Source organism: Chitinophaga sp. SVR4-12A, assembly GCF_056754765.1.
In genome coordinates, this window is the sequence record NZ_JBPGWP010000001.1 from 4,134,999 (window position 1) to 4,159,972 (window position 24,974).

General features: G+C 47.8%; 24 protein-coding genes. 10 read left to right on the forward strand and 14 right to left on the reverse strand.

The genetic code is table 11. The features are described from left to right. Nucleotides 1–22: 22 nt before the first annotated feature. Together ACR9Y8_RS16945 and ACR9Y8_RS16950 are read right to left on the reverse strand one after the other, a co-directional pair. Nucleotides 23–724, reverse strand: coding sequence for a porin family protein (locus ACR9Y8_RS16945; RefSeq protein ID WP_481214427.1), 702 nt, complete (start codon nucleotides 722–724; stop codon nucleotides 23–25). Between the two features lie 126 nt (nucleotides 725–850). After that, the gene (locus tag ACR9Y8_RS16950; RefSeq protein ID WP_481214428.1) at nucleotides 851–2,254 is read right to left on the reverse strand and encodes a DUF5106 domain-containing protein; all 1,404 of its coding nucleotides are present in this window, start codon (nucleotides 2,252–2,254) and stop codon (nucleotides 851–853) included. A gap of 158 nt (nucleotides 2,255–2,412) precedes the next feature. Between ACR9Y8_RS16950 and rlmD the strand changes: the two genes are divergently transcribed. From rlmD to ACR9Y8_RS16990, 8 genes are all read left to right on the forward strand, one after another. Continuing rightward, nucleotides 2,413–3,825: a 23S rRNA (uracil(1939)-C(5))-methyltransferase RlmD gene (gene rlmD / locus ACR9Y8_RS16955; RefSeq protein ID WP_481214429.1), complete on the forward strand. Its 1,413-nt coding sequence runs from the start codon at nucleotides 2,413–2,415 to the stop codon at nucleotides 3,823–3,825. 11 nt (nucleotides 3,826–3,836) lie between these two features. Further along, nucleotides 3,837–4,664: a rhomboid family intramembrane serine protease gene (locus tag ACR9Y8_RS16960; RefSeq protein WP_481214430.1), complete on the forward strand. Its 828-nt coding sequence runs from the start codon at nucleotides 3,837–3,839 to the stop codon at nucleotides 4,662–4,664. A gap of 27 nt (nucleotides 4,665–4,691) precedes the next feature. Next, nucleotides 4,692–5,627: a rhomboid family intramembrane serine protease gene (locus ACR9Y8_RS16965; protein ID WP_481214431.1), complete on the forward strand. Its 936-nt coding sequence runs from the start codon at nucleotides 4,692–4,694 to the stop codon at nucleotides 5,625–5,627. Between the two features lie 106 nt (nucleotides 5,628–5,733). Then, nucleotides 5,734–6,864, forward strand: coding sequence for an endonuclease/exonuclease/phosphatase family protein (locus ACR9Y8_RS16970; protein WP_481214432.1), 1,131 nt, complete (start codon nucleotides 5,734–5,736; stop codon nucleotides 6,862–6,864). A 55-nt stretch (nucleotides 6,865–6,919) separates the two neighbouring features. After that, nucleotides 6,920–8,038 (forward strand): endonuclease/exonuclease/phosphatase family protein, encoded by a 1,119-nt coding sequence (locus tag ACR9Y8_RS16975; protein ID WP_481214433.1) that lies wholly within the window; start codon nucleotides 6,920–6,922, stop codon nucleotides 8,036–8,038. Between the two features lie 47 nt (nucleotides 8,039–8,085). Continuing rightward, on the forward strand, nucleotides 8,086–9,582 hold the full coding sequence (gene cysS / locus ACR9Y8_RS16980) for a cysteine--tRNA ligase (RefSeq protein ID WP_481214434.1): 1,497 nt from the start codon (nucleotides 8,086–8,088) through the stop codon (nucleotides 9,580–9,582). Nucleotides 9,583–9,610: 28 nt separating this feature from the next. Then, nucleotides 9,611–10,588 (forward strand): M28 family peptidase, encoded by a 978-nt coding sequence (locus tag ACR9Y8_RS16985; protein WP_481214435.1) that lies wholly within the window; start codon nucleotides 9,611–9,613, stop codon nucleotides 10,586–10,588. Nucleotides 10,589–10,634: 46 nt separating this feature from the next. Beyond that, a complete protein-coding gene (locus ACR9Y8_RS16990; protein ID WP_481214436.1) occupies nucleotides 10,635–11,270 on the forward strand; it encodes a DNA-3-methyladenine glycosylase family protein in 636 nt (211 codons plus the stop codon). Nucleotides 11,271–11,277: 7 nt separating this feature from the next. Here ACR9Y8_RS16990 and ACR9Y8_RS16995 read toward each other — a convergent pair whose 3' ends face one another. The 7 genes from ACR9Y8_RS16995 to ACR9Y8_RS17025 all read right to left on the reverse strand — a co-directional run bounded on the left by ACR9Y8_RS16995 (nucleotide 11,278) and on the right by ACR9Y8_RS17025 (nucleotide 17,426). Continuing rightward, nucleotides 11,278–11,694 carry a hypothetical protein gene (locus ACR9Y8_RS16995; RefSeq protein ID WP_481214437.1) on the reverse strand — a complete coding sequence of 139 codons (417 nt, stop codon included), beginning with the start codon at nucleotides 11,692–11,694 and terminating at the stop codon, nucleotides 11,278–11,280. A gap of 12 nt (nucleotides 11,695–11,706) precedes the next feature. Continuing rightward, nucleotides 11,707–12,522, reverse strand: a complete 816-nt coding sequence (locus tag ACR9Y8_RS17000; protein WP_481214438.1) for an endonuclease/exonuclease/phosphatase family protein — start codon at nucleotides 12,520–12,522, stop codon at nucleotides 11,707–11,709. 236 nt (nucleotides 12,523–12,758) lie between these two features. Further along, nucleotides 12,759–13,763, reverse strand: a complete 1,005-nt coding sequence (gene recA / locus ACR9Y8_RS17005) for a recombinase RecA (RefSeq protein ID WP_481214439.1) — start codon at nucleotides 13,761–13,763, stop codon at nucleotides 12,759–12,761. A 229-nt stretch (nucleotides 13,764–13,992) separates the two neighbouring features. Then, a complete protein-coding gene (locus ACR9Y8_RS17010; RefSeq protein ID WP_481214440.1) occupies nucleotides 13,993–14,685 on the reverse strand; it encodes a phosphatase PAP2 family protein in 693 nt (230 codons plus the stop codon). A gap of 9 nt (nucleotides 14,686–14,694) precedes the next feature. After that, entirely contained in the window at nucleotides 14,695–16,203 is a 1,509-nt protein-coding gene (gene rpoN / locus ACR9Y8_RS17015) for an RNA polymerase factor sigma-54 (protein ID WP_481214441.1), read from the reverse strand. A gap of 126 nt (nucleotides 16,204–16,329) precedes the next feature. Then, nucleotides 16,330–16,941, reverse strand: coding sequence for a ribonuclease HII (locus ACR9Y8_RS17020; RefSeq protein WP_481214442.1), 612 nt, complete (start codon nucleotides 16,939–16,941; stop codon nucleotides 16,330–16,332). Between the two features lie 53 nt (nucleotides 16,942–16,994). Next, nucleotides 16,995–17,426, reverse strand: coding sequence for a hypothetical protein (locus tag ACR9Y8_RS17025; RefSeq protein WP_481214443.1), 432 nt, complete (start codon nucleotides 17,424–17,426; stop codon nucleotides 16,995–16,997). A gap of 213 nt (nucleotides 17,427–17,639) precedes the next feature. Between ACR9Y8_RS17025 and ACR9Y8_RS17030 the strand changes: the two genes are divergently transcribed. After that, on the forward strand, nucleotides 17,640–19,796 hold the full coding sequence (locus tag ACR9Y8_RS17030) for a S46 family peptidase (protein WP_481214444.1): 2,157 nt from the start codon (nucleotides 17,640–17,642) through the stop codon (nucleotides 19,794–19,796). Between the two features lie 169 nt (nucleotides 19,797–19,965). Then, a complete protein-coding gene (locus ACR9Y8_RS17035; protein WP_481214445.1) occupies nucleotides 19,966–20,322 on the forward strand; it encodes an IPT/TIG domain-containing protein in 357 nt (118 codons plus the stop codon). A 51-nt stretch (nucleotides 20,323–20,373) separates the two neighbouring features. On the opposite strand, the gene ACR9Y8_RS17040 is transcribed toward ACR9Y8_RS17035, so the two are convergent. The 5 genes from ACR9Y8_RS17040 to typA all read right to left on the reverse strand — a co-directional run bounded on the left by ACR9Y8_RS17040 (nucleotide 20,374) and on the right by typA (nucleotide 24,804). After that, the gene (locus ACR9Y8_RS17040) at nucleotides 20,374–20,772 is read right to left on the reverse strand and encodes a nuclear transport factor 2 family protein (RefSeq protein WP_481214446.1); all 399 of its coding nucleotides are present in this window, start codon (nucleotides 20,770–20,772) and stop codon (nucleotides 20,374–20,376) included. Between the two features lie 10 nt (nucleotides 20,773–20,782). Beyond that, complete coding sequence (locus ACR9Y8_RS17045) at nucleotides 20,783–21,286, reverse strand: META domain-containing protein (RefSeq protein ID WP_481214447.1); 504 nt, start codon at nucleotides 21,284–21,286, stop codon at nucleotides 20,783–20,785. A 45-nt stretch (nucleotides 21,287–21,331) separates the two neighbouring features. Further along, the gene (locus ACR9Y8_RS17050; protein WP_481214448.1) at nucleotides 21,332–22,201 is read right to left on the reverse strand and encodes an SIR2 family protein; all 870 of its coding nucleotides are present in this window, start codon (nucleotides 22,199–22,201) and stop codon (nucleotides 21,332–21,334) included. 59 nt (nucleotides 22,202–22,260) lie between these two features. Beyond that, nucleotides 22,261–22,881, reverse strand: a complete 621-nt coding sequence (locus ACR9Y8_RS17055; RefSeq protein WP_481214449.1) for an alpha-ketoglutarate-dependent dioxygenase AlkB family protein — start codon at nucleotides 22,879–22,881, stop codon at nucleotides 22,261–22,263. A gap of 111 nt (nucleotides 22,882–22,992) precedes the next feature. Next, complete coding sequence (gene typA / locus ACR9Y8_RS17060) at nucleotides 22,993–24,804, reverse strand: translational GTPase TypA (RefSeq protein ID WP_481214450.1); 1,812 nt, start codon at nucleotides 24,802–24,804, stop codon at nucleotides 22,993–22,995. Nucleotides 24,805–24,974 lie beyond the last annotated feature (170 nt).

Below are 24,974 nucleotides of genomic sequence, written 5' to 3' on the forward strand. Positions count from 1 at the left end.
ACAAAAGTTGAGGGTCAATTGTTTAGAACATGAAACCGGCAGATATACTGAATACCCGGTTCTTGTTCTTATTGTCGCTACTACTCTCTTCGCCGGAGTTGATCTTGTTAAAGCCAAGTCCGTATTGGGCAGAAAGCAGGAAACGTGATATTTCCGCACCTACCATCACGTTGCCACCCCAGTCAAAACGCCTGTACTTATTCCTTCCCTGGTTGGGGTCATCATTATTGAACGGGGTATCATCGTCCCATACAATACTGGATTTACCGGTGGTATTAACTACCCCATTATTAAACTCATACTTGTTTTTACCTGCCACACCAAAGGCGAAATATGGACCGATACCAGCAAAGAGCCTGCAATCTGTCCCGATCGGAATCTTACCCACAAAATTTAAAGGAACCTCAATGTACTGGGGGTTGGTGGTATACTTGGAATACGGGTCAGTTACTGTTGGAGTGCCCTTATTGCCTGACTCCAGTTTAGCCCCTTTACTTGTGTAAAATACCCCCGGCTGAAAGGACAACACGTTTTTGATCAACGGCATGTCACTAATTACACCTATATGATAGGACGGTAAGGTCTTTTTGTTGTCAACAGTCCCGTCATTACCCGTTGAAATGTTTGCCAGGTTAAGGCCACCTTTAATCCCCACCCGGACCTGAGATACGGCCGCGAACGAAATCGTCAGGGCAGCAACGCATAGGATGATTCTCTTGGTCATAATCTAAAGGTTTAGTTCAATGTCACTAAACCAAAGACTATGCCAATTGCTTTTTTTTTACTTTTATCTAGTTGATTGTAAATCGATTACAATGGAGATCGTCAGCAAACCCGTCAGCAAAAGGCATCATTTTGTTATTGCCGCAGTGTCATTTTCCAGCCTTTCCAGGAAGCCGTTGAGTTGTTCCACTCCCAAACGTTTGGCCAGGATCTTCTTCTTTTCGTCCAGCAGGTATACCACAGGGGTGCTGTATACATCGTACAGGCGGCGGTAATTGCTTTGCGACTGGGGATCCCAGGCGTGTATCCAACCGCTTAACTGGTGCTGTTTAATAAATTGCAGCCATTCTTCGCGGGTACCGTCGGTGCGTACACCCAGCATGACTACTCCCTTACGTTGCCAACTGGCTTTAAAAGCAGAATCCAGCCTCGGAACCTCTGTTTTACAGTGGCCACAGGTGGGGTCCCAGAAAACCAGTACGGTATACTTGGCCTTTGTGCTGTAGAGAGACAACGGTTTGGCGGAAGAGTCCTGCATTTCCAGCGGTGGGGCCTGTTGCCCTATGAGATTAGGCGCGATAGCATAGGCCCTTGAGATAATCTTATTCTGTTGTTCTGTGCTTAGCCAGTAAGCGTCGCCAGGCACGTAATATTTCTCTACCAGGTGAACAAATACCGCGTCCATCCCCATATACTGGGAGGTTTCGTAATGGTAGGTGAGCCACCACAAGGTATATTTGAACATTTCCTTATCCTTTCTGGCCTTGGCCAGCAGCTGGTCGCATTCTATTTTTGCCGAATCGGGATCTAAAGCCACCAGTTGGGTAAAGTATTTCTGCAGCTTGCCTTCCAGTATAGGCGTACGCACCAGCCTTCCATCGTTCAGGTTCACCTCGTCCCAGTAATGCGCTTTAAAATAACGGTAAGCAAAGGTGGAATCTGCATCAGCCGGTTTTGCCGGTATCTCAGGCTCTTTCATAGCCCTGAAAATACTGGTCAGCAGAGATTCGGGATGTTTCGCGATGAAGTCATAGCGGTAGTCCTGGATCTTCTTGTTCAAAGCCAGCTGAAGCGGTTTTGCTTTGGCGCTGTCTGCTGCCGTTCTGGCGGCCAGCAATTGCTGCATTTCATTGGACTGCTGGCCCAGGGAGGCCAGGAAACGATTATAGCCCAGGAAAAGGTCGTTTTCAGGGGAATTTTTATAAACTGTTTTGCCTACCAGATCGCTGGTGTCTGCGTCAATAGAGAAATGTTGCTTTTGATCCAGCAACATCTCAAAATAACGCGTCTTACCCGGGAAAACCACCAGGTAGATCCCCCCTGGCAGCGCTTCTTTACCTTTCAACACGGCGGTGCCGTCTGCCCCGATCATCGCAGAATCGGCCAGGTAAGTGCCTTTGCCCATATAATGAGCCAGGAACATCTTTCCACCGGTATAGTTCTTAAAATGTATAGTAAGCTCATAGCCTTGTGCCTGCAATTGCAGGTGGCTGTAAAGAAGGATCGCGAAAATGAATAAAAGTTTACGCATAGGATTAGGATGTGTAAATGTAAAATGATAAACGCAAAATGTGAAATATATGTTATGAGCTGTAAACCGCAAGCTACAAGGTGTCAGCAGCTAATATATATGGCAAATCTTGCAGTTTCTGGCGCATAGCTTATGCCTAATTAACTACCTTTGCATCCGTGAGGAAAAAAAATGTAGTACTGGAAAAAGTACCGGTAAGCGCTTATGCCGCAGAAGGCAAAGCCCTGGCCCGTAAAGATGGAAAAGTTATATTCATTGAAGGGGGTGTAGTGCCCGGCGATGTGGTGGATATCAGGCTCAGTAAGAATAAAAAAGACTGGGCAGAAGGCAAGGCCATTCACATCCACTCCTATTCCAGCCTGCGCGTAACGCCCTTTTGCGAACATTTTGGCATTTGCGGCGGCTGTAAATGGCAGATGCTGCCCTACTCCCTTCAGCTGGAATACAAACAGCAGCAGGTGGAAGACCATCTGCGCCGCATCGGGAAGCTGCAGCTGCCCCAGATAGATCCTATTATGGGCGGTCAGCACAGCACCCGGTATCGTAATAAGCTGGAATTCACCTTTAGTAACAAAGCTTACCTTACGGACGAAGAAATTGCCCGGGAAGGCGCCATTACCCGGAGGAACGCGTTAGGCTTTCATATACCGCGCCTCTTCGATAAGGTGCTGGATATCCATACCTGTCACCTGCAGGAAGAGCCGGTGAACCAGATACGCAACACCGTCCGAGAATATGCCCTTGCAAATGACCTGTCTTTCTACGACATCAGGGCGCAACAGGGATGGCTGCGCAACCTGGTAGTACGGATCTGTACCACCGGCGAGGTAATGGTGAACCTGGTGATCAGCTATGAGGATGAACCGGCCCGCAAAGGCCTGCTTGACCACCTCCTGGCCGCCGTGCCGGGCATTACCACCATCGTTTATACCATCAATCCTAAAAAGAATGATAGTATATTTGACTTGGAACCCCGGGTATATTACGGAAAAGGCTACGTTGAAGAGCAGCTCGAAGAATTTGTTTTTAAAATAGGCCCCAAGTCTTTTTTCCAGACCAATACTTACCAGGGCACCGTCCTTTACCAGGTAACAAGGGACTTTGCCGGCCTGACAGGAACAGAAATTGTGTATGACCTATACTGTGGTACCGGTAGCATTGGTATTTTTGTATCCCGCAAAGCCGCCAAAGTGGTTGGCATAGAACTGGTTAAAGAGGCGATAGACGATGCGAGGGAAAATGCAGCCCGCAATAAGGTAAACAACGCAACATTCTTTGCAGGCGATGTAGTGGACATCTGTGATGATAACTTTTTTGCGCAGCACGGCCAGCCCGATGTAGTGATTACCGACCCTCCACGGGCAGGTATGCACGAAAAGCTGGTAAGCAAGCTGTTACAGATAGCAGCACCTAAAATAGTATATGTAAGCTGTAACCCGGCTACACAAGCCAGAGACCTGGCGCTGTTAAGCGAGTTATATACTGTTACAAAAGTTCAGCCCGTAGATATGTTCCCACATACCCATCATATTGAGAACGTAGTACTGCTGGAGAAAAAAACCCATAGTTAAAAAAAGATACAATGAACGAATTCAGGCCCGGCAGATTTGAGATTCTTCCTATGGTGATCAAAAACCTATTGATCATCAACGGATTGGTATACCTGGCACAAGTAACCCTCCAACCTATGATGGGTGAGAAGCTTACGGACATGTTTGCCCTTCACTATTGGGGTTCCGATATGTTCCGCCCTCACCAGATCATTACTCACCTGTTCATGCACGGTTCCTTCGGCCATCTTTTCATGAACATGTTCACGCTCTGGATGTTTGGCAGCACCCTTGAAAATGTATGGGGGCCTAAACGCTTCCTTATATTCTATATCATATGTGGTATTGGCGCCGCCCTTTGCCATATGGGTGTGCTTACTTATGATAACATTCACCTTACCCGTGATGCCGAAGCATTCCTGAGTGATCCTACCTACTCCAATTTCGCGCTGCTGGATCGCCACTACGATCTTGGCTCAGGCGCATTCAGGATCGAAGGTCTTAAAGAAGCGCTGGCGCAAAACCCGAACGATCCGCAGCTGATCCAGGATGCAAGGGTATATGTGCAGACCTTTGTGGCCAGCTATCGTAATACCGCCACACTGGGCGCCTCCGGCGCAGTATATGGTATCTTGTTTGCCTTTGGTTACCTGTTCCCGAACGCCCTAATTTATTTGTACTTTTTATTTCCAATCAAAGCAAAATACGTTGTTGGCATGCTGATTGTAGCGGAACTTGTTTCTGGAATTCAAAATTCAGCAGGTGATAATGTGGCGCATTTTGCGCATTTGGGCGGTGTGTTAATCAGCTTCATTTTGTTGAAGATCTGGAACAAGAATAATCGGCGGCATTTCTATTAGTCGTAAATTTGTAACAAAGCGATCAGCATGCGTACAGTGGAAAAAGAAAGGATTCCCAGCCTTACTTTGGGAGAGGAAAGAAACATCGTTACCCAGATCCTGGTTGTAAATCTGACAATATTTATTTTGCTGCTGTTCACCAGGGTAATTTATAATATGGAAGGTTATGGTACCGAACGGTTTAACCAGGAGATCCTTTCCTGGGCAAGCCTTCCCGCCAACCCTGCCCGCCTGCTTACGCGTCCCTGGACGCTGATCACCGCCATGTTCTCCCATATCAGCTTCTGGCAGGTATTCAGCAACATGTTATGGCTCTGGTGCTTCGGCTCCCTGCTGCAAAACCTGGCCGGCCACCAGCGTATCCTGCCGCTGTACCTCTTTGGCGGCATTTGCGGCGCCATCTTTTATGTGATGGGCATGCACGCCATTCCGGCTTTTGAATCACTGCTGCCGCAGGCATCCCTGATAGGCGCCGGCGCCAGCGTAATGGCCCTGGCCATCGGTGTTACCACCATCGCTCCCAATTATCGCATCTTCCCGCTATTAGGCGGCGGTATTCCTCTATGGATCATCACCCTCGTTTTCGTAGCATCACATATCAGTGCACATCTTTTCTCCGGTAGTGATAACTCTCACACCTATTTTCCCTCCCTGATAGGCGGCGGCCTTACCGGCTTTCTCTACATGCTGCAGTGGAAAAAAGGCAGAGACTGGGGCGCGGGCTTTAACCGCCTTACCTACAAAGCTACCCATGTATTCCACCCCGCAGAACAGGAACATCCTGATGTTGCCATCATCAAGAAAAAGCTGACCGCTTCCGGTAGCAATAACCCCTATCGCAGAGTGGGCAATGTACCGGAGCAACGTCTCAACGAGATACTGGACAAGATCAACGAACAGGGAATGAACGCCCTCACGCCCGAAGAAAAAGAAACCCTGGTACGGGCCAGCAAACAGGAATAGCTCCTTTAACATATCATAAATTCCTCTGCACCATTTGGAAATTGACAAGTGGATCAGTAAATTTATTCCCTATTACGCACCACATTAACATAAGAACCCCATTTACGTGAAATTATTGCAAGTATTGCTACCCCGCCTGTTGCTTTGCTGCAATTGCCTGCTAATAGCCGCATTGCTGACATCTGTATGGCTGCCTTACCTCAGTCCCCAGCTGTGGTGGCCCAGTGGTTTTGCAGGCCTGCTGTTCCCCGTATTACTTTTCCTGAACCTGTTATTTATACCAGTTTGGTTACTATACAGGAAAAAATATTACTGGTTCCCTATTGCGGCCGTCCTGCTGTCGTTCAAGGCTGTATTGGTCAGCTTTTCCCTTCGGCTGCCACAGGAGCCGGCTACAGGACTGCTGCCCGCCTCCCAGTTCACGGTGATGACCTTCAATACCAGCAGCATGGGAGTAAAAGGCTATAAGTTGGATAAAGAGCTGCATGCCTCCATTATCCATACCTTAAAGGAAGCCAGCCCGGACCTGCTTTGCCTGCAGGAGTTCTACACCAATGACGATCCCAAACTGACCAATAACATTGCGGCCATCCGGCAAAACCTGGGCTATTCGCACTACTATTTTACTGCGGACAAAACACACTGGGATACCTGGCATTACGGCATCATTCTCTTTTCCCGCTACCCTGTAATACATACACGCAAAATACCCTGCGGCTACAGCGAGGCTGGCAGCGGCAGCAGTATACTGGAAGCAGATATGCTGATCAACAGCGATACCGTGAGGATCTACACCGCCCAGCTACGGTCGTATATGTTTAACCCCGCCGAGCTTTCGCAGATCAATGCTATTAAAAGCCTGGACGGCAGTAATACACAGCTGCCGGCGGCCCGTGCCCTTGCTTCCAAGATGCGGCACACCTTTACTACGAGGGCCCGGCAGGCGCAGTTGCTGCATGAACTGGCTACAGAAAGCCCCTACCCCGTTATTGTCTGCGGCGATATGAACGATACCCCGGTTTCTTACACCTATTATACCGTGAGCCGGCAACTGCAGGATGCCTTCCTCGAAAAAGGCAGCGGTATTGGCCGTACGCTTTCTTTCCTGTCGCCCACTTTACGTATAGATTACATACTGGCGCATAGTCAGTTTAATATCCATGGCTACCGTACATTTACGAACGCTTCCTTTGAACATTTTCCCGTAATGGCCAGTTTTTCACTCAAAAGGAAGTAAAGACCAAGGGTATTTAATATTCCCTATCTTTAAACAAAAAAGAGTCGGGTTACAGGTGAGATTCATCAGATTATTCGCGAAAAGTATTTTGCTGGCAGTAAACCTCGGGGTAGTATTCCTATTCCTACTGGCGTGTTTAGCGCCCTGGGCGTCCCCCCAACGCTGGTGGCCTGTTAGTTTCATTACCCTCATATTCCCTTACCTGCTTGTATTGCTGGTATTATTTGCCTGCGCCTGGCTCGTGCTCAATATAAAGTACTGCCTTATTTCAATTCTTGCCTTGCTGATCGGCTGGAAATCCATCAATGCATATATCGCCTTCAACTGGCCCTCTGCAGAAAAACAGTTTGCCGCTCCGGACAACAGTATTAATGTAATGAGCTACAATGTGGGCCTGTTTGGTCTTTACCGCGAGAAAGACAGTAAGTACAACCGGCAGGCAATGTTTGCATTGATCAAGAAACAGGCGCCGGATATTGCCTGCTTCCAGGATTTCTATACCTCCGAAAAACAACACGATTTCAACAACCGGGAAGATATCTCCAGGGAAATGCAATTGCCTTACCGCTATTTTTCAAGCGACTTTAACCGCGATGGTATGCAGCACTGGGGTACTATTATATTTTCCCGCTATCCCATCATACAATCAGAAAAGGTAAAATTGTCACCCGGCCCGCTTGGCGAAAGCCTGATATATGCAGATGTGGTTCGGAAAAGCGATACCTTCCGTATTATCAACATGCACCTGGAATCCTATCGCTTTAACGAAAAAGATTACCGCTCCATCGAAAAGATCAAAAAACAGGAAGATACCGGCCTTATTGCCACCAAAGGCATTATGCAGAAGATGAAAGAGGCCTTTCAGCGCCGGGGCAGGCAGGCTGATATCGTGGCAGACTTTATCCGCAAAAGCCCTTATCCGGTAGTGGTTTGCGGCGACTTTAACGATACACCGGCCTCATATACTTATTTTACCATTAAAGGTGGGCTGCAGGACGCCTTCCTGGAAAAAGGCACCGGTATAGGGCGCACTTTTACGGGCCTGGCCCCCACCCTGCGTATAGACTACATCCTGCCGGGGCGGTCCTTTACCGTAAATAGCTTCCGGAAGATCAATTCAGACCTCAGCGACCACTATCCTGTTATTGCCAATCTCACCCCAAGCGTTCGCTAAGGACTAAGCACTAATTATTATCTTTGCAATCCCGGAAATAAACAAATATGTCAGAATTTAAAATATACAATTCGTTAAAACGCGAAAAGGAAGTATTCATCCCCTTATATCCCGGCCTCGTGGGTATGTATGTCTGCGGGCCTACTGTATCCGGAGAATCCCACCTGGGTCATGCGCGTCCCTATATCACTTTCGATGTATTGTACCGCTACCTGAAATTCCTTGGCTATAAGGTACGCTATGTACGCAATATTACCGATGCCGGCCACTTTGAGGAAGAAGGCAGGGCGGCAGAAGATAAAATATCCAAGGTAGCCCAGCTGGAAAAGCAGGAACCCATGGAGATCGTACAGAAGTACACCAATCTTTATCACTGGGCCATGCACCAGTTCAACTGCCAGGATCCCAGCATAGAGCCCACTGCCACCGGCCATATCCTGGAACAGATAGAAATGATCAAAAAGATCATGGAAAAGGGATATGCCTACGAAGTGAACGGCTCTGTTTATTTTGATGTAAGGAAATACGCGGAAACGTACGACTACGGCAGGCTGAGTGGCCGTGTGCTGGAAGATATGCTGGAAACCACCCGCGAACTGGAAGGACAGGAAGAAAAACGCAATAAGGTAGATTTTGCGCTCTGGAAGAAAGCTCCGCCAGAGCACCTCATGCGCTGGAACAGCCCCTGGGGGGAAGGTTTTCCTGGCTGGCACATTGAGTGCTCCGCCATGAGCGGCAAGTACCTTGGCCAGCAGTTTGATATTCACGGCGGCGGTATGGATCTCCAGTTCCCTCATCATGAATGCGAAATAGCACAAAGCGAAATCGCCAACGGCGAGCTCATGGCCCGTTACTGGATGCATAATAACATGATCACCATTAACGGCCGCAAAATGGGCAAGGCGTATAATAACACCATCAAGCTGACGGAACTCTTTGCCGGTACACACCCGCTCCTGGAGAAGCCGTATAGCCCGATGACCATCCGCTTCTTTGTACTGCAAACCCATTACCGCAGCACGCTGGATTTCTCTAACGAAGCCCTCCAGGCTGCAGAGAAAGGCCTGCAACGCTTATGGGCAGCCTACGATGTGCTGCAGAAACTGGAATACAGCAGCAACGGCAGCCCGGTAAATGAAGAACTGGATAAACAGGTACAGCAATGGTGCCGCGAATGCACCGAGTTCATTAACGATGACCTCAACACCGCCAAAGTGCTGGCCAACCTGTTCGAACTTGTTCCCGTGATCAACTCTCTCAAGGGCGGTCAGATAAAAATGCACGAGATCAGTGAAGATACTTTCGCGCTCCTGCAAAAAACCTGGCAAACCTTCCTGATCGACATTCTGGGACTGCAGCCTGAAACGCTGGTAACAGACAATTCAATGCTGGACGGTACATTGCAACTCCTGATAGATATGAGGAAAGAGGCCAAGCTCCGGAAAGACTACGCCACTTCAGATAAAATACGTAACCAGCTGCTGGCCATCGGCATTCAGCTAAAAGATGAAAAAGACGGTAGCGTTAGCTACAGCATTTTATAAAATCACCTGATCCAGGAATTGGTTGAACATGCGCAAACTTTGGACGATCATTACAGGCATGGCCCTATGCGCCAGCGCCTGCCAGCCTTCTACAAAAGAAAAGGGCAACGATAACACAACAACAGACAACACCGTTTCTACGGTTAAAGTACCGGCTTTCAGCGCAGATACCGCTTATGCCTATACGGAAAAACAGGTGAGTTTCGGCCCGCGTATCCCTAATACACCGGCGCAAAAAAAATGTGCCGACTGGCTGATACAAACACTGAAGCCGCTGGCAGATACGGTATACGTACAAAGCACCACGGTTAACGGGCCTAAGAATACGCCCCTGCCCTGCACAAACATCGTCGGCGTGTTTAATCCCGCAGCTACACAGCGTGTACTGGTGCTGGCCCACTGGGACACCCGTCCGCATGCAGACCAGGACGCCTTTGATAAAACCAAGGCATTTGACGGGGCCGACGATGGCGCCAGCGGCGCCGCCGTACTGCTGGAGCTGGCCAGACAATTCCATCAGCAAAAACCAAATATCGGCGTAGATCTCCTGCTCACCGATGTGGAAGATTACGGTGTAAGTGAAGAAGAGAACAGCTACTGCCTGGGCACTCAATACTGGGCCAGGCATCCGCATATACCCGGCTACAAAGCCAACTATGGTATCCTGCTTGACATGGTGGGAGGCCGCAATACGCAGTTCTTTATGGAAGCCACTTCGCAACAGTATGCACTAGGCCCCATGAAAGCGCTGTGGGATGTAGCCAACAAACTGGGGTATTCTGACTACTTCCGGTATGAAGGCAATGGCGCCGCCATTACAGACGATCACGTATACGTAAATACCATCGCTAACATACCTACATTTGATATCATTGCCATGCAGCCCAACGGCAACTTTGCCCCCCACTGGCATACGCCGAACGATAATATGAGTGTGATAGACAAGCGTACGCTGCAGGCTGTAGGACAAACGCTGATGCAGGTAATATATGCGCAACCATTTTGATAAGAAGGGGCAGCTGTAGCTGCCTCTTATCTTTAAACTGAATGTTATGCCCAAAGCCACCGCACCGTTATACCACCAGCATCTCTGCAAGGATAAAAAGCTGCTCAGCATCATGAATGGGCCGCTACCAGCCGTGCCTCCGCGAAAGAATATTACCCTGCGCCTCATTGGCGCCATCATGAGCCAACAGCTGTCTACCAGGGTAGCCGAGGTGATCTATCAACGCTTCCTGGATCTGTATGGCGGCAAAGAACCCAGCCCACAACAGGTGCTGGATACACCCGCTTCCGTGCTGCGGGGTATTGGCCTCAGCAACGCCAAGGTAAGCTATGTACATAATGTGGCGCGCTTTACGGTAGAAGAAAAGCTGACCGATAAGAAGCTGCATAAAATGGAGAACGATGAAGTGATCGCTTACCTGACACAGATAAAAGGAGTAGGCCGTTGGACGGTTGAAATGTTACTGATGTTCTACCTGGGGCGTGAAGATGTCTTTGCTATTGATGATCTGGGGTTGCAGCAAAGTATGATCAAGTTATACCGGCTGGATACGGCTGATAAAAAAGCATTGCGTCAGCGCTTGTTGGATATATCTGCTAAATGGGCTCCTTACCGTACTTATGCCTGCCGGTATCTATGGGCCTGGAAGGATACGAAGCCGGTGGCCGGCAATGAGCAGTAGGCCTTACTCATACCTGTGACATGATGTAACTGATTGCATTCCTCGTTTTCTCGAAAGAGAAGATCTTCGCCAGTACATTCTTAAAGTGCTCTTCGTCCTGGATATCATAAAAGGTTTCTTCCAATATAGAGTAAAGCTGAAAGGGATAGACCTGTATGCTGCCGTGTATGATCCATAATAACGGGAACTGGTAATTGCCCAGTGCAGGGACTTTGATGATAAACTCGTGCCTCAATCCATTTGCCGTAAGTGTGTCTTTATTTTCAGTGCTTATCAGTGCGGGCGATGTTTTTATTTCAACTGTCAGAATGTTGTTACTCATTTTTGACAGATAGTTAGCCTGATCCAGTAAAATGCTTTTAGGCAGTGTGATCTTTTTCTCTAAAATATCCTCCGGCCATAGATTGGGAGCTGCTTCACTCATATTTCATGTATTTTATAAGTTAAAACAAAACTTTATCGGCAAGTGATCCGAGAAATGTCTCGAATCAATTAAACCGGCCTCTGTCAGAAGGCTGGTTCCCTTTATCTCCGTAACAATATCCAAATACCCGTCATCAAAGTAATCAATCAGCCCAGGCCGCATGATCACCTGATCAAACAGGTTCCAATGATAGTTAATCGGTTTTGCCGGACTGTAATAATGCGTTCCCGACACTTTTCCCTTCCCCAGATCTCCCAGAAAGCCCCACATTGGGTTGTAAAAGAAATCATATTCTACCCCATCCACCTTTCTCACCAGCCTTCGGGCTATTGCCCTTTCGAAAGTGGTATGAAAGCCTCCGCTTTGCACTAACCCATGCTCAAAGGGATGCATGTTAAAATCGCCAAACACGACAGTTTGCTTATGTCCAACTAAACTTTCTACACTATCAATAAAAGATTTTACACCCAACAAATATGCTGCCTGGTCGTCCCCTGTCCAGTGAAGCTTGCTTGGAAGATGTAAACACAACAAAGTTATGTTATTGTTCAAAACCGGAGAATACAAATATCTGGCCGTCATTCTCCTTGTTTCGGACAATAGCCCCAATAACGAATCTTTAAATTTTGTATATATCTGGATCTTATCGCATGTAATACCGGCGCAAAAGTAAAAGGCGTTGGTGTCTCTGTTTAGTTTCCTTAGTACGTCTGCGGGTTTCAGGTTACATTCCGCCAGAAATATGAGATCAATTTCTTGTTCATCTACCAGGTCATACAACAAATCGGCTAGGTCGTGGTTATTGAGGTTCCAGAAGCAATAGTTCATCGGCTAATAGGTAATGCGGCTAATAAGTCTAATATAAAAAATTAACCCAATAAATCATAGCACTATTACCTATAAAAAAACTCCCCACCCAAAAATGAGCGGGGATTGTTAATTACTAACTAACCCAATGCTTATAACTAAAACAAACTGTAATAAATTGATTCTCCCTGCCCGCATTTTGCTGCAATGCGATATAACTGCGGGGCCCGTGCATCACTGAGACTTTTCTGCTTCACTTATTGCTGTTGTTCAGCAATCTTTGCCTTAATCTTTGTCTCTACTTCAGCGGCCACTTCAGGATTGTCTAACAATAATTGTTTAACGGCATCACGTCCCTGACCCAGCTTATTACCTTCATAGCTGAACCAGCTGCCGCTTTTCTGTATCACACCATACTCCACGCCCATATCAATGATCTCTCCCATTTTGGAGATGCCTTCTCCGAACACGATATCAAACTCGGCCTGGCGGAAAGGAGGCGCAACTTTATTCTTTACTACTTTTACTTTCACCCTGTTACCTACTGCAGTATCCCCGTCTTTAATCTGCGTCATACGACGGATGTCCAGGCGTACGGAAGCGTAGAACTTCAAGGCGTTACCACCAGTAGTGGTTTCGGGGTTACCGAACATTACGCCTATTTTCTCACGTAGCTGGTTAATAAATATGCAGCAGCAGTTGGTTTTGGAAATAGTAGCTGTCAGCTTACGTAAAGCCTGTGACATCAGGCGGGCCTGCAAGCCCATTTTGCTGTCTCCCATTTCACCTTCCAGTTCTCCCTTGGGCACCAGGGCAGCTACAGAGTCGATCACCACCACATCTACCGCTCCGGATAAGATCAGGCGGTCTGCTATTTCCAGCGCCTGCTCACCGTGATCCGGCTGAGAGATCAGCAGCGCATCCACATCCACGCCCAGTCGCTGAGCATAAGAGCTGTCAAACGCGTGCTCCGCATCTATGATGGCGCAGATGCCACCCTTTTTCTGGGCTTCTGCAATAGTATGTATAGCAACTGTTGTTTTACCGGAAGATTCAGGACCGTATATTTCTATGATCCTGCCTTTGGGGAAGCCTCCAATACCCAGCGCAATATCCAGGCCCAGCGAGCCGGTTGATATTACCTCCATGGGCTCTGATCCTTTCTCTCCCATCATCATTACGGATCCCTTACCAAAATCTTTCTCGATTTTATCCATGGTAAGGCGGAGCGCCTTTAATTTATCTGCATTGGCTGTAGACATATTAGTAAGTGTTTTTTACAAATTTAATGGTGTGCTAAGTTATGATCTAATTTTTGATTTTCCCAAAAAATTTAGCATTTATCCCTAAATACTAAATACAGTAGCAAATAACCTGTTGCTAGTCATTGACCTTTGATCCTTTCGATACCATTATTCACAACTGCCCTACAAAGATGCAACGCCCTTACGCAATGAATATGCGCAGTCAAAAAATAAATGTTTAATGTGCTTAACCTATCACCGCGTAGGCTAATAATTGGGAGAATATACCTACCAGTAAACCGGCATAAACATCCGCCGGGCTATGGGCAGACAAGACCATGCGTGCAGTGGCCACCAGCGCTGCCACAAAAACAGTGATCACCAGTGCTATGGTTACATTCATATGCATCCCGAACATCAGGGCCAGCAAAAAGCCGATAACGCCGCCCCAACCCGTAGTATGCATGCTGATCTTCACAAAGATGTTGGAAATAAAAGAAATGATCACCGCCAGGAACACGCCCAGGAAAAAGGCATTGAAAAAGCCCGGCGCCACGCCCTGCCGTTTAAAGGAATAGAAGGCCCAGAAATAATAAATAATAGAGGCAACATAGGGTATGATGCGGTCCTGCTGGGAGCGCAGGTAAATAGAGTCTATAAAACGAAGCGCCTTTGCCAGCAATACGGTCAGCAAAGGAAAAAATACGCTTATCATGATCACCCTGAAATAAAGGGTATCATATGCAAAACGGAGGCTGGCCTGTTTGAAATTCACAAAGTATTCCGGTAAGGCCTGCACCGTCAGGAAGGTAACAATGACTGGTATGAACAGTGGATGCAGCAGGTAAGAGATCACTTGCGCCACCGCGCGCAGGGCAGGTGAGAATACCGGCAACTCTTCCCTGGCGCCATTCACATGCAGTACTGTTTCTTTATCCATTTATCTTTATTATAGTTCTTTTCTTAACCTGGCCACCGGGATGTTCAGCTGCTCCCTGTATTTGGCTACTGTACGGCGGGCAATGTTATAGCCCTTGTCCTGCAGCATCTTGGTCAGGTTCTCGTCGCTCAGCGGCTTCCGTTTGTTCTCGCCTTCAATAAGGTCAGAGAGTATTTTTTTTACCTCGCGGGTGGATACTTCCTCTCCGCTGTCTGTAGACAGGGATTCGCTGAAGAAGAATTTAAGCTTGAAGGTGCCGAATTCTGTCTGTACATACTTGCTGTTAGCCACGCGGCTTACAGTTGATATATCCAGCTGTGTTATATCTGCAATGTCCTTCAGGATCATTGGCTTCATGGTGGTCTCATCTCCCGTCAGGAAAAACTCCCGCTGGTAGTCCATGATAGATTCCATGGTAGACAACAGCGTGTGCTGCCGCTGCTTAATGGCATCTATGAACCATTTGGCCGCATCTATTTTTTGTTTGATGAACAACACGGCCTCTTTTTGCCGCCGGTCTTTCTTATCTCCCCTGTCATATTCTTTCAGCATCTCGCGGTATCCTTCAGAGATACGGAGGTCCGGCGCATTCTTGGAGTTCAGGGTCAGCTCCAGCTTGCCGTTATTGTTAAAGATAAAGAAGTCGGGCACCACATAGCTTTCCGCTTTATTAATGGTAGCGTAGTTCCCTCCCGGCTTGGGCGTTAAGCGAATGATCTGGTTAATGGCCTCTTTCAGCGCTTCATCGCTCAGGTTAAGTCCTTTCTGTATCTTTTCGTAATGCTTCTTGGTGAATTCATCAAAATAGCTGTCCAGTATCTGGTAGGCGGTCTGCACACCGGGATCATCCTGGGGTTTCCGCTTCAGCTGCAGTAACAGGCATTCTTTCAGGTCTGTACAGCATACTCCCGGCGGATCGAACTCCTGTATCTTTTTGATCAGCAGTTTTATTTCCTCTTCATCTGTGGAGACATTCTGCGAAAATGAAAGATCGTCTACAATAGCGCTTACTTCCCTGCGCAGGTAACCATCATCATCAATGCTGCCAATGATCTGTTCTGCTATACGTTGCTGGCGATCATCCAGCTCCAGCATTCCCAGCTGGCTGAGTAAATGCTCATGGAACGAGGTTTCTACCCTTACAGGTATGGTTTTGTTCTCGTCGGGGTCCGGGTAGTTGTCATCACGCAGGCGGTAATCCGCTATATCATCATCTCCCTCGTTTACATATTCTGATATGTCGATATTATCGTATTCATTCTCGCTGCCATCCGGCTCAAACTCCTCCTCATCTCCATCTTCAGTGGTAGAAGAAGGCGCTAATTCCTCCTGTACTTCTTTACTGGGATCTTCGTCGTGCGCCTCATCCTCTCCGTATTCCAATGCAGGATTCTCCTCCAGCTCTTCCTTGATACGCTCTTCCAGGTTGGCAGTAGGCACCTGCAGCAATTTCATGAGCTGAATTTGCTGAGGTGATAGTTTCTGCAATAATTTTTGCTGTTGTGTCTGCTTTAACATAAGTCTGCTCCCTCTTCAGGACAAAAATAATAACAATACAATACAAGTGACGATTTAAAGCGCCTACACTATTTTCATTTAACAATTGCCTAATATGTACCAGCGGCCACAGTTTATTTCTTTCTTTTACTGGTCCATATCGAGGTCCAACTCCAGCTGTTCTGGCAATAGCCGGAACGATTTTCGGTGGTAGGGGGTTTCACCGTGTTCCCGGATGGCGTTACGGTGTTGGAGCGTTGGATATCCTTTGTTATCGCTCCAGCCAAAATGTGGGAATTCCCCATGCAACTGTTGCATGTATTCATCCCGATACGTTTTGGCCAGTATGGAGGCCGCCGCAATAGAGGCATAAATTCCGTCGCCCTGCACTATACAGGCATGCGGCACTTTTCCATAGGGTGTAAAGCGATTACCATCTACCAGTATGAAACCCGGCTGACAGACAAGCTGCTCTAAGGCCAGGTGCATGGCCCGGAAAGAGGCCTGCAGTATGTTAATACGATCTATTTCTATATTGTCCACACTAGCCACCGCATAACAAACCGCCTTTTTCTCGATCACATACCGCAACTTTTCCCGCTCAGCGGGTTTCAGTTGTTTAGAATCGTTCAGCAACGGGTGCCGGAACTTCTTCGGTAATATAACTGCCGCCGCAAACACTGGCCCAGCCAGGCACCCGCGACCTGCTTCATCACAACCAGCCTCCGGCTCTATATGTTGATGATAAGATAGTAGCAAATCAATAAATTGATACCGGTAAAGTTATAAAACTATTTTGTGCCGCAATAATTTTACTGGAACAGCTCCTTGAAGTCCTTCTTGAACTCCGTCCATTCCTTGTCCGATTTCTTTAATAAGGTATCAATTTTTAATTGTGTGCTATCCCAGGTGGCGGCGCTTGCCCCTTTCAGGTCTTGCAGCTTTCTGTTGATATCGTTCCGCAATCCGGTTAGTTTCTTACGCGCCTGCGTCCCCCTTCCGGTACTGTCGTACCTCAACGTCTCGATCTTCTGGTCAATTTCCTTGCGCCGCTCCTCCAGGTCATCTGCTACTTTCTTTTTCTGTTCAGACAAATAATCAGCTGCGGCATCCGCCGTTTCTTTCATATCCTGTCGGATCTTTTCCAGGCCCGCTTTCACCTCCTCCTTTTTCTCCTCCTGGGGCTTGTTCTCCCGGCAGGCTAAAAAGGTCATTAATACTAATCCTGTCAATAGCTTATTCATCTTCAGCATTTCGATTAACCAGATACAAATAGCTCCCCCGGCAAGCCGGGGTAACAATTTTCACCCTATCAAAAGGCGTTCCATTTTTTGCGTTCCCTCTGCCAGGCCCACATTTATATCGCCAAAATATCTATGTGATGGCCGGTTCCGTGTATTGTTTTATCAAAAAAAAAGTTAGGTTTGAAGTCCTTATTACAAAATCGACACGCTTATATGAAGAGAGGTTTATTGATCTTTTTCCTCCTGCTTACTATCCAATTGGCCAAGGCAGATGAGGGTATGTGGCTGCCCTATTTACTGGGACAGCAGGTTTATAACGACATGGTAAAGAAAGGCCTGAAACTTACCAAAGAACAGTTATACAGCATTAATAAAGCATCCGTAAAAGATGCCATCATCATTTTTGGCGGAGGCTGCACCGGGGAGATCGTAAGCAACCAGGGACTGATCTTCACCAACCACCATTGCGGCTATGATGCCATTGCCAGCGCCAGCTCGGTAACGCACAATTACCTGAAAAACGGCTTCTATGCACAGAACATGCAACAGGAGATCCCTGCTGCCAAACTTTCTGTACAATTCCTGGTAAGGGTGGAAGATGTGACCAAACAGGTAACAGACACGCTGCAGTCCCTCAAAGGCCAGGAACGCATGCAGGCGCAACAACAGGTATTTGCAGGTATTATCGCTAAAGCAACGGAGGGCACGGGCTATGAGGGCAGAATACTTCCCATGTTCAAAGGCAACCAGTATCTTCTGTTTGTATATGAGCGCTATAAGGACATCAGGTTGGTAGCCGCCCCACCTGAAAGTGTAGGCAAATATGGCGGCGATACGGATAACTGGGAATGGCCACGCCATACCGGCGACTTCTCCGTTTTCCGGGTATATGCCGATAAAAGCGGCAAACCGGCAGAATATGCTGCTTCCAACGTGCCCTTAAAACCTAAGTATTTCCTGCCCATTTCCCTGAAAGGCGTAAAAGAAAACGATTACGCCATGATCTTTGGCTACCCGGGCGGCACCAACCGTTACGAAACCTCTTACGGCGTAAAACTGAAAGACGAAGTGGAAAACCCGGCCATCGTGAACCTGCGCGACATCCGCCTAAAGTTCATGTTTGAGCAGATGAAAAAAGACCCGGCCATCAAACTGAAGCTGTCTCCGTCCTACGCCCATATCGCGAACTACTGGAAATTCTTCGACGGAGAGACCAAACAACTGTTAAAGTACCATGTACTCGAAGAGAAGCAGGAACGTGAAGCTGCTTTCGAAAAATGGGCCCAGGGCAAACCCGAATACCAGTCTGTTCTTAAAGACTATGCACAGGCCTACAAAGAATGGTCTCCTTATACCAAACATCGTATTTATATTAATGAAGGCATCCTGGGCTCTCCGCTGGCAGCTTTTGCCGCGAGCCTGCAGGCAGTAGAGAAGGCCCTCACCCAGTCGGGCACCGCCCCTGATGTGATCCAAAAAAGCCTGGAGGCTGCCGATAAGGCCCGCAGTGCTTTCCTGGCAGAAGAAGATAAGCCAAGCGACCAGAAAATACTGGCTGCCATCTGCCGCCGGTTCTATACTGATATTCCACCGGCGCAACACCCCATCGGGTTCTATGATGCGGTAAAAGCCAAATTCGGCAACCTGGATGATGACAATACCTACCGCCTCTGGTCTGCCGCCATCATGAACGGCACCATTATCTTCAAGGATGATAAATGGAAAGAGTTCCTGGCCCACCCTGATGCAGTGACCTTGCAAACAGATCCTGCTTTTGCCTACGCCAGCAATTTTACAAAGAATTATGCCGGTAAGTATCTACCGCTCTACAACCAGTTCATGCTGAAGAACAATGATCTGGGCCGCATTTACCTGAAAGGCCTGATGGAAATGGAGCCGGCCAGGAAATGGTACCCCGACGCCAATTTCTCGATGCGCCTCAGCTACGGGCAGGTAAAACCTTACAACCCGCGTGACGGTATGCATTACGATTATGTGTGTACGATGAATGGCGTAATGGAAAAATATAAGCCGGGCGATTACGAATTTGACCTGCCTGAAAAATACATTGAGCTTTATAAGAAGAAAGATTTCGGCCAGTACAAAGACCTCAAGCGTAACGACATAGTAGTGTGCTTTATCACCACCAATGATATTACCGGCGGCAACTCCGGCTCTCCTGTGCTGAATGGCGCCGGCGAACTGATTGGCCTCGCCTTTGACGGTAACTACGAAGCGTTGAGCCATAAGATCCAGTTTGACCAGGCCTATAACCGTACTATCTGCGTGGACATCCGCTATGTACTCTGGTGTATAGACAAACTGGGGGGCGCATCCAACATTATTAACGAATTGAAGATCATTAAGTAAGCTGCAGCCTGCATACAATAAAAAGCCCCCTGGCCATTAATCGCCAGGGGGCTTTTTATTTGCGTACTTATACGTAATTATTAAAGTCCAGGGTTACTACGCATATCCATTTCGTAGCGGCACAGTAGCTTTGCATTCGTTTCAATCACCCCAAAAAAAATTAAAGTGTATGAAAGGTAGAGTAGTGATGGCCGTAATGGCCGCGATGTCGTGCTGGTTGTGCAGTTGTCATGTTAAACCCCAGCCTGATCAAATGACCGTAACAGTTATACCCCATGGCACAACCAGCACCTTTTTAGCTATTAGTGGCAAAGGCTTCAGCCCTAGCACATCTGAGAACCAGGTAACCATCGGCAGTACGGAAGTACGCGTGGTTAGCGCAAACGCCCACCGGTTGATCGTAAAGGTTCCCGGGCACCTGAAAGGCACCGTTCCCGTAACTGTAAAAGTAAAGGAGCAGTCTTCCAACGTAGCGTTTCTGCGTTACCCCTCCACCGGTACCCTGGCAGACGCTGTAAGACCTTAAAAAGTGGACAAAAGAAAAATGCATCCGTCGGCTGGCGGATGCATTTTCTTTTTAAGAAGGTTTTGTATTCGCTCCCTTTCCCGGCCCCTCGGCACTTCTGATGCCGCGGTAATAGAACTGTTGCTTCACAATTCTGCCATTCTCCCAGTGCTGAACAAAAGCCTCTTTCAGAAAACGCAGGCCGCCGGTTTTATGGTAAAAAGTGACCATCATCTCACCCATCACCACTTGCTGTGCTTCATCCACAACAAGTGTCGGGATCCGGAAGATGAGCTCATTTACCTTTTCAAGGCTTTGCCTTTCCAGCTCCAGCAGGCGTTGTTTGCCTACAATGGTCTCCTCGTCATTTTCCAGCTGGTAAATGTTGTCGTCATAGAAGCGTTCTATCACGGCAATGGTATCGCCCTGTTCAAGCAGTTGTTTATATTGATCTACCAGTTCGCGTAACATAGAAAGGCTTTTATTTTGCCGCTTGTGTTGAGGCAGCCGGTTTGTCCTGCATGCCGAACATCAGCACTATTTTACCGCTGTCATACAGGTTCAGGGTTTGGTCTGCAATATCAAAAGTATAAGTATGATCGTTCAACAGGCGCAGAAAATTGCTTTCGCGCTCATTTGCAGTATCGTCTAAACATGCCATGCGGGTGCTGATCACTTCTTTGAATTGTATCTGTACACTGTCTGCCTCGTAGTTGCCTCCCAGCCGGTTACAGCCGCCGTTTCCGCTAAAGCGCTTCTGTGCAGTATCAAACTCCAGCCAGATGGGAGACTGCGTTAGTGTAGTGCCATTCAGTTGTATCAGGTTCCATCTTTTCTTTGCAATGAATGCCCAGGGATCGGGCCTGTCAGTGGCTGCCTGTTCAGCAGCTACCGGTTCCTTTTCTGCTGTTGTGTTGCCCTGGCGGTTACAGGTATTCGCCAGTAATACTACTGTTGTTGCTGTCAGTATCAGTTTTGTGAACATATAGGTGTTTTTTCTTTGAACATGAACATCAGTAAAGTACAAAAATTAAGCCTTCTTTATCCGGTCCAGCACCGCCTTATAATAGGCCAGCTTGCTTTTAGCGCTGATGCTGACTACCTCCACACCATTGGCGGTCAGCATATCCAGTTTAAAGCCCGACGCCTTCACAAACTCAGCAGGAATATAATAGTACAGTTTATTAGGCACCTGTATGGTATTGTGCTGAAATTTCTGACGGGCGCGGTAAGTAAGCAGCCACCACAGGTCTGTTTCCACAAAATCGAGCGAGAGGCCGAAAATGTGAATATCCCTTGTAAAGAACAGATCCAGCCAGGAATGCTCTTTAAGAGGCCCTTGTTTGAGCCGTCTTAACAGGGGCAGTTTAGGTGCGTATTTCGTGGTATAAGTAGTGCCGGATACCACGTAATTGCGCATTTGCTGCAATTGCCCGCCATAATGCTCAAAGCCCAGGTTGATGCTCATGGGGTTCTGACAATCTCCGTGAATATGCCAGAAATTTGTGCCATTCTGGGTATAGCGCCTGAAAATGCTGAAAGACCGCTCTGATACCAGGCTACTACGTTGTGCCGGCGCTCCTCCTTCCAGCGTATATTCATAATTGGTGGTCAGTATATGTTCGGGCTGCAGGTCGCGTATCAGGCCATGCAGTTCATTGGGTGCAATGGCGCCTACTTTTGAAGCGATAAATGCCTTCAGCTCTTTTTCCCTGATATTGGACTGACGGATAGCTGTCAGAAATATCTCTTCATACAATAAGGGGAAGGGTTTCTTATCATCCAGCTGCACGCATTCTGTACCGCAAAACGTGAGTATTTCCTGCAGCAGGTCTTTCCAGCTCTGCCCTTTGGAAATGTTATTGATGTCGTTGCCTACGAGTAAAATGGGGTGTTGCATAGGTGATTAGGTTTTATGCTGATTTGAAGTTACTCGTTCTCATTGCAGGGTATTTGCGTTCAGGCCCTTATTACCCGAAAGGTAAGATTAATTCTTGAAGGCAGCGTCAGGGTGGTTTTAGGCACCTGGTGCTGCCAGTAATGCTGTAATGCGCCCTTCATGATCAGAAGAGAACCATGCTGCAGTTCCAGCTCGTATTTCAGCCGGTGATCACTTTTATAACGTAACATAAACCGGCGGGTTGCACCGAGGTTCACGGATGCGATCATGGGATTAGCGCCCAGTTCAGGTTCATCATCCGCGTGCCAGCCCATCGCGTCTTTGCCGTTGCGGTACAGGTTCAACAGCACGCTGTTAAAGTGCACGCCTGCCACCGGCTCAATGCGCTGTTTGATGTCCAGTAAACGCGCGGTCCAGGGTTGCGGGTGATAAGCATTGCCAGAAAAAGCATAGGTGCTCCCGGCATCTCCATGCCACGCCATTAGGCGGGGGAACAACACCTTTTTACCATACATGTTCATGGATTCCTGTTTCCAGTCTATCTCCCTTAACAATTGCTGCAACAAAGCGTCTGCTACAGGAGCGGGGAAGAAATGCGGGTGGTATTCCAGCACACCGTCTTTTAAAATGATCTCGTGCGGGGAGGCATCTTCCGGGAATACAAACAGCTGCTGGTTCATACAACAAATCTAGGTTGAAAATCCAAATGCGGATTCCCAATTTCCAGATCAAAAAAAAATCCCAAATTCCGTGTTGGAATTTGGGATTTGGATATTGGGATTCGGATGTTATCATCCTACTTCCTCTGTCTTCATTGATTTCTGGTAACGCTTTCTTTCTTCTTCGTCCAGTATGGTCTTACGCATGCGGATGAAATTGGGCGTTACTTCGATGCACTCGTCATGCTGGATGTATTCCATACATTCTTCCAGTGTCATCAGTATTTTAGGCGCAATGCTGGTGGCTGCATCGCTACCGCTTGCACGCATGTTGGTCAATTTCTTACCTTCATTAGGGTTCACTACCAGGTCACCGGGTTTGTTATTCTCACCGATGATCATGCCTTTATAAACCTCTTCTCCGGGATCTACAAAGAAAGAACCCCTGTCCTGCAGCTTATCCAGTGAATAACCGGTAGTGGTACCGGCTTCCTTAGCGATCAGCACACCGTTGTTACGGCCGGGGATCGGGCCTTTCCAGGGTTTGTAGTCGTTGAAGCGGTGCGCCATCACAGCTTCACCTGCAGTTGAGGTGAGCATTTGTGTACGCAAACCGATCAAACCGCGGGAAGGAATTTCGAACTCGAGGTGCTGCATGTCACCTTTGGTTTCCATGATGTGCATCTCACCTTTACGGCGGGTAACCAGGTCGATCACCTTGCTGGCAAATTCCTGCGGAACATCTACCACCAGGGTTTCATATGGCTCATGCTTTTTACCGTCGATCATTTTTACGATTACCTGCGGCTGTCCAACGGTCAGCTCGTAACCCTCACGGCGCATGGTCTCGATCAGTACACCCAGATGCAATATACCGCGGCCATATACCATGAAGCTATCAGCGCTGTCTGTATCAACAACACGCAGCGCGAGGTTCTTTTCTGTTTCCTTTACCAGGCGGTCGCGCAGGTGACGGCTGGTAACGAACTTACCATCCTTACCGAAGAAAGGAGAGTTGTTGATGCCGAACAGCATGTTCATGGTAGGCTCGTCCACGCTGATCACCGGTAATGCTTCCGGGTTTTCAAAGTCGGCAATGGTATCGCCGATGTTGAAATCTTCCACACCAACTACCGCACAAATATCACCGGCTATTACTTCTGTTACTTTCTTTTTACCCAGGGCTTCAAATATATAAAGCTCTCTCACACGGCCTTTTTTCACGCCGTCTGCCTGTACCAGTGTAAAAGGCTGGTTTTCCTTAATGCTGCCCCTGGTTACTTTACCTACGGCGATACGGCCCAGGAAAGAAGAGTAATCCAAAGAGGTGATCTGCAGCTGCAGGGTACCTTCAGATACTTTAGGCTCAGGAACATATTTCAGGATACCATCCAGCAGGGGGGTGATATCTTCACATTGTGTCAGGGAGTCGTTGAACCAACCGTTCTTGCCGGATCCGTAGAAAGTGGGGAAGTTCAGCTGTTCTTCGGTAGCGTCCAGGTTAAAGAACAGTTCGAAAACAGCGTCATGTACTTCATCCGGACGGCAGTTGGGCTTGTCTACTTTATTGATCACCACAATGGGCTTCAGATTCAGCTGCAGCGCTTTCTGCAACACGAAACGGGTTTGTGGCATGGGCCCTTCAAAGGCGTCCACCAGCAGGATAACCCCGTCTGCCATTTTCAGTACACGCTCTACCTCACCGCCAAAGTCGGCGTGGCCCGGAGTGTCGATCACGTTGATCTTCACACCTTTGTACTCTACAGATGCGTTCTTGCTGAAAATAGTGATACCACGTTCCCTTTCCAGGTCGTTACTATCCATGATCAGATCGCCGGTTTCCTGGTTGGCCCGGAAAACATTGGTCTGATGAAGGATCTTGTCTACCAGGGTGGTCTTACCGTGGTCTACGTGCGCAATGATAGCTATGTTACGAATGTTCATATATACAATTCAGATGTCCAGCTTGTAGCCGTCAGCATTTCCTGACCGCACAAAAGAAGGCGCAAAGGTACGAAAAGACTGCGAAAAAACCGGGAAACAAGTTTAAATTAGTGTGATCATTCGTGTTACACGAGAAACAAACTGGATTTCAACAAGTTAGGCGGCTTGTT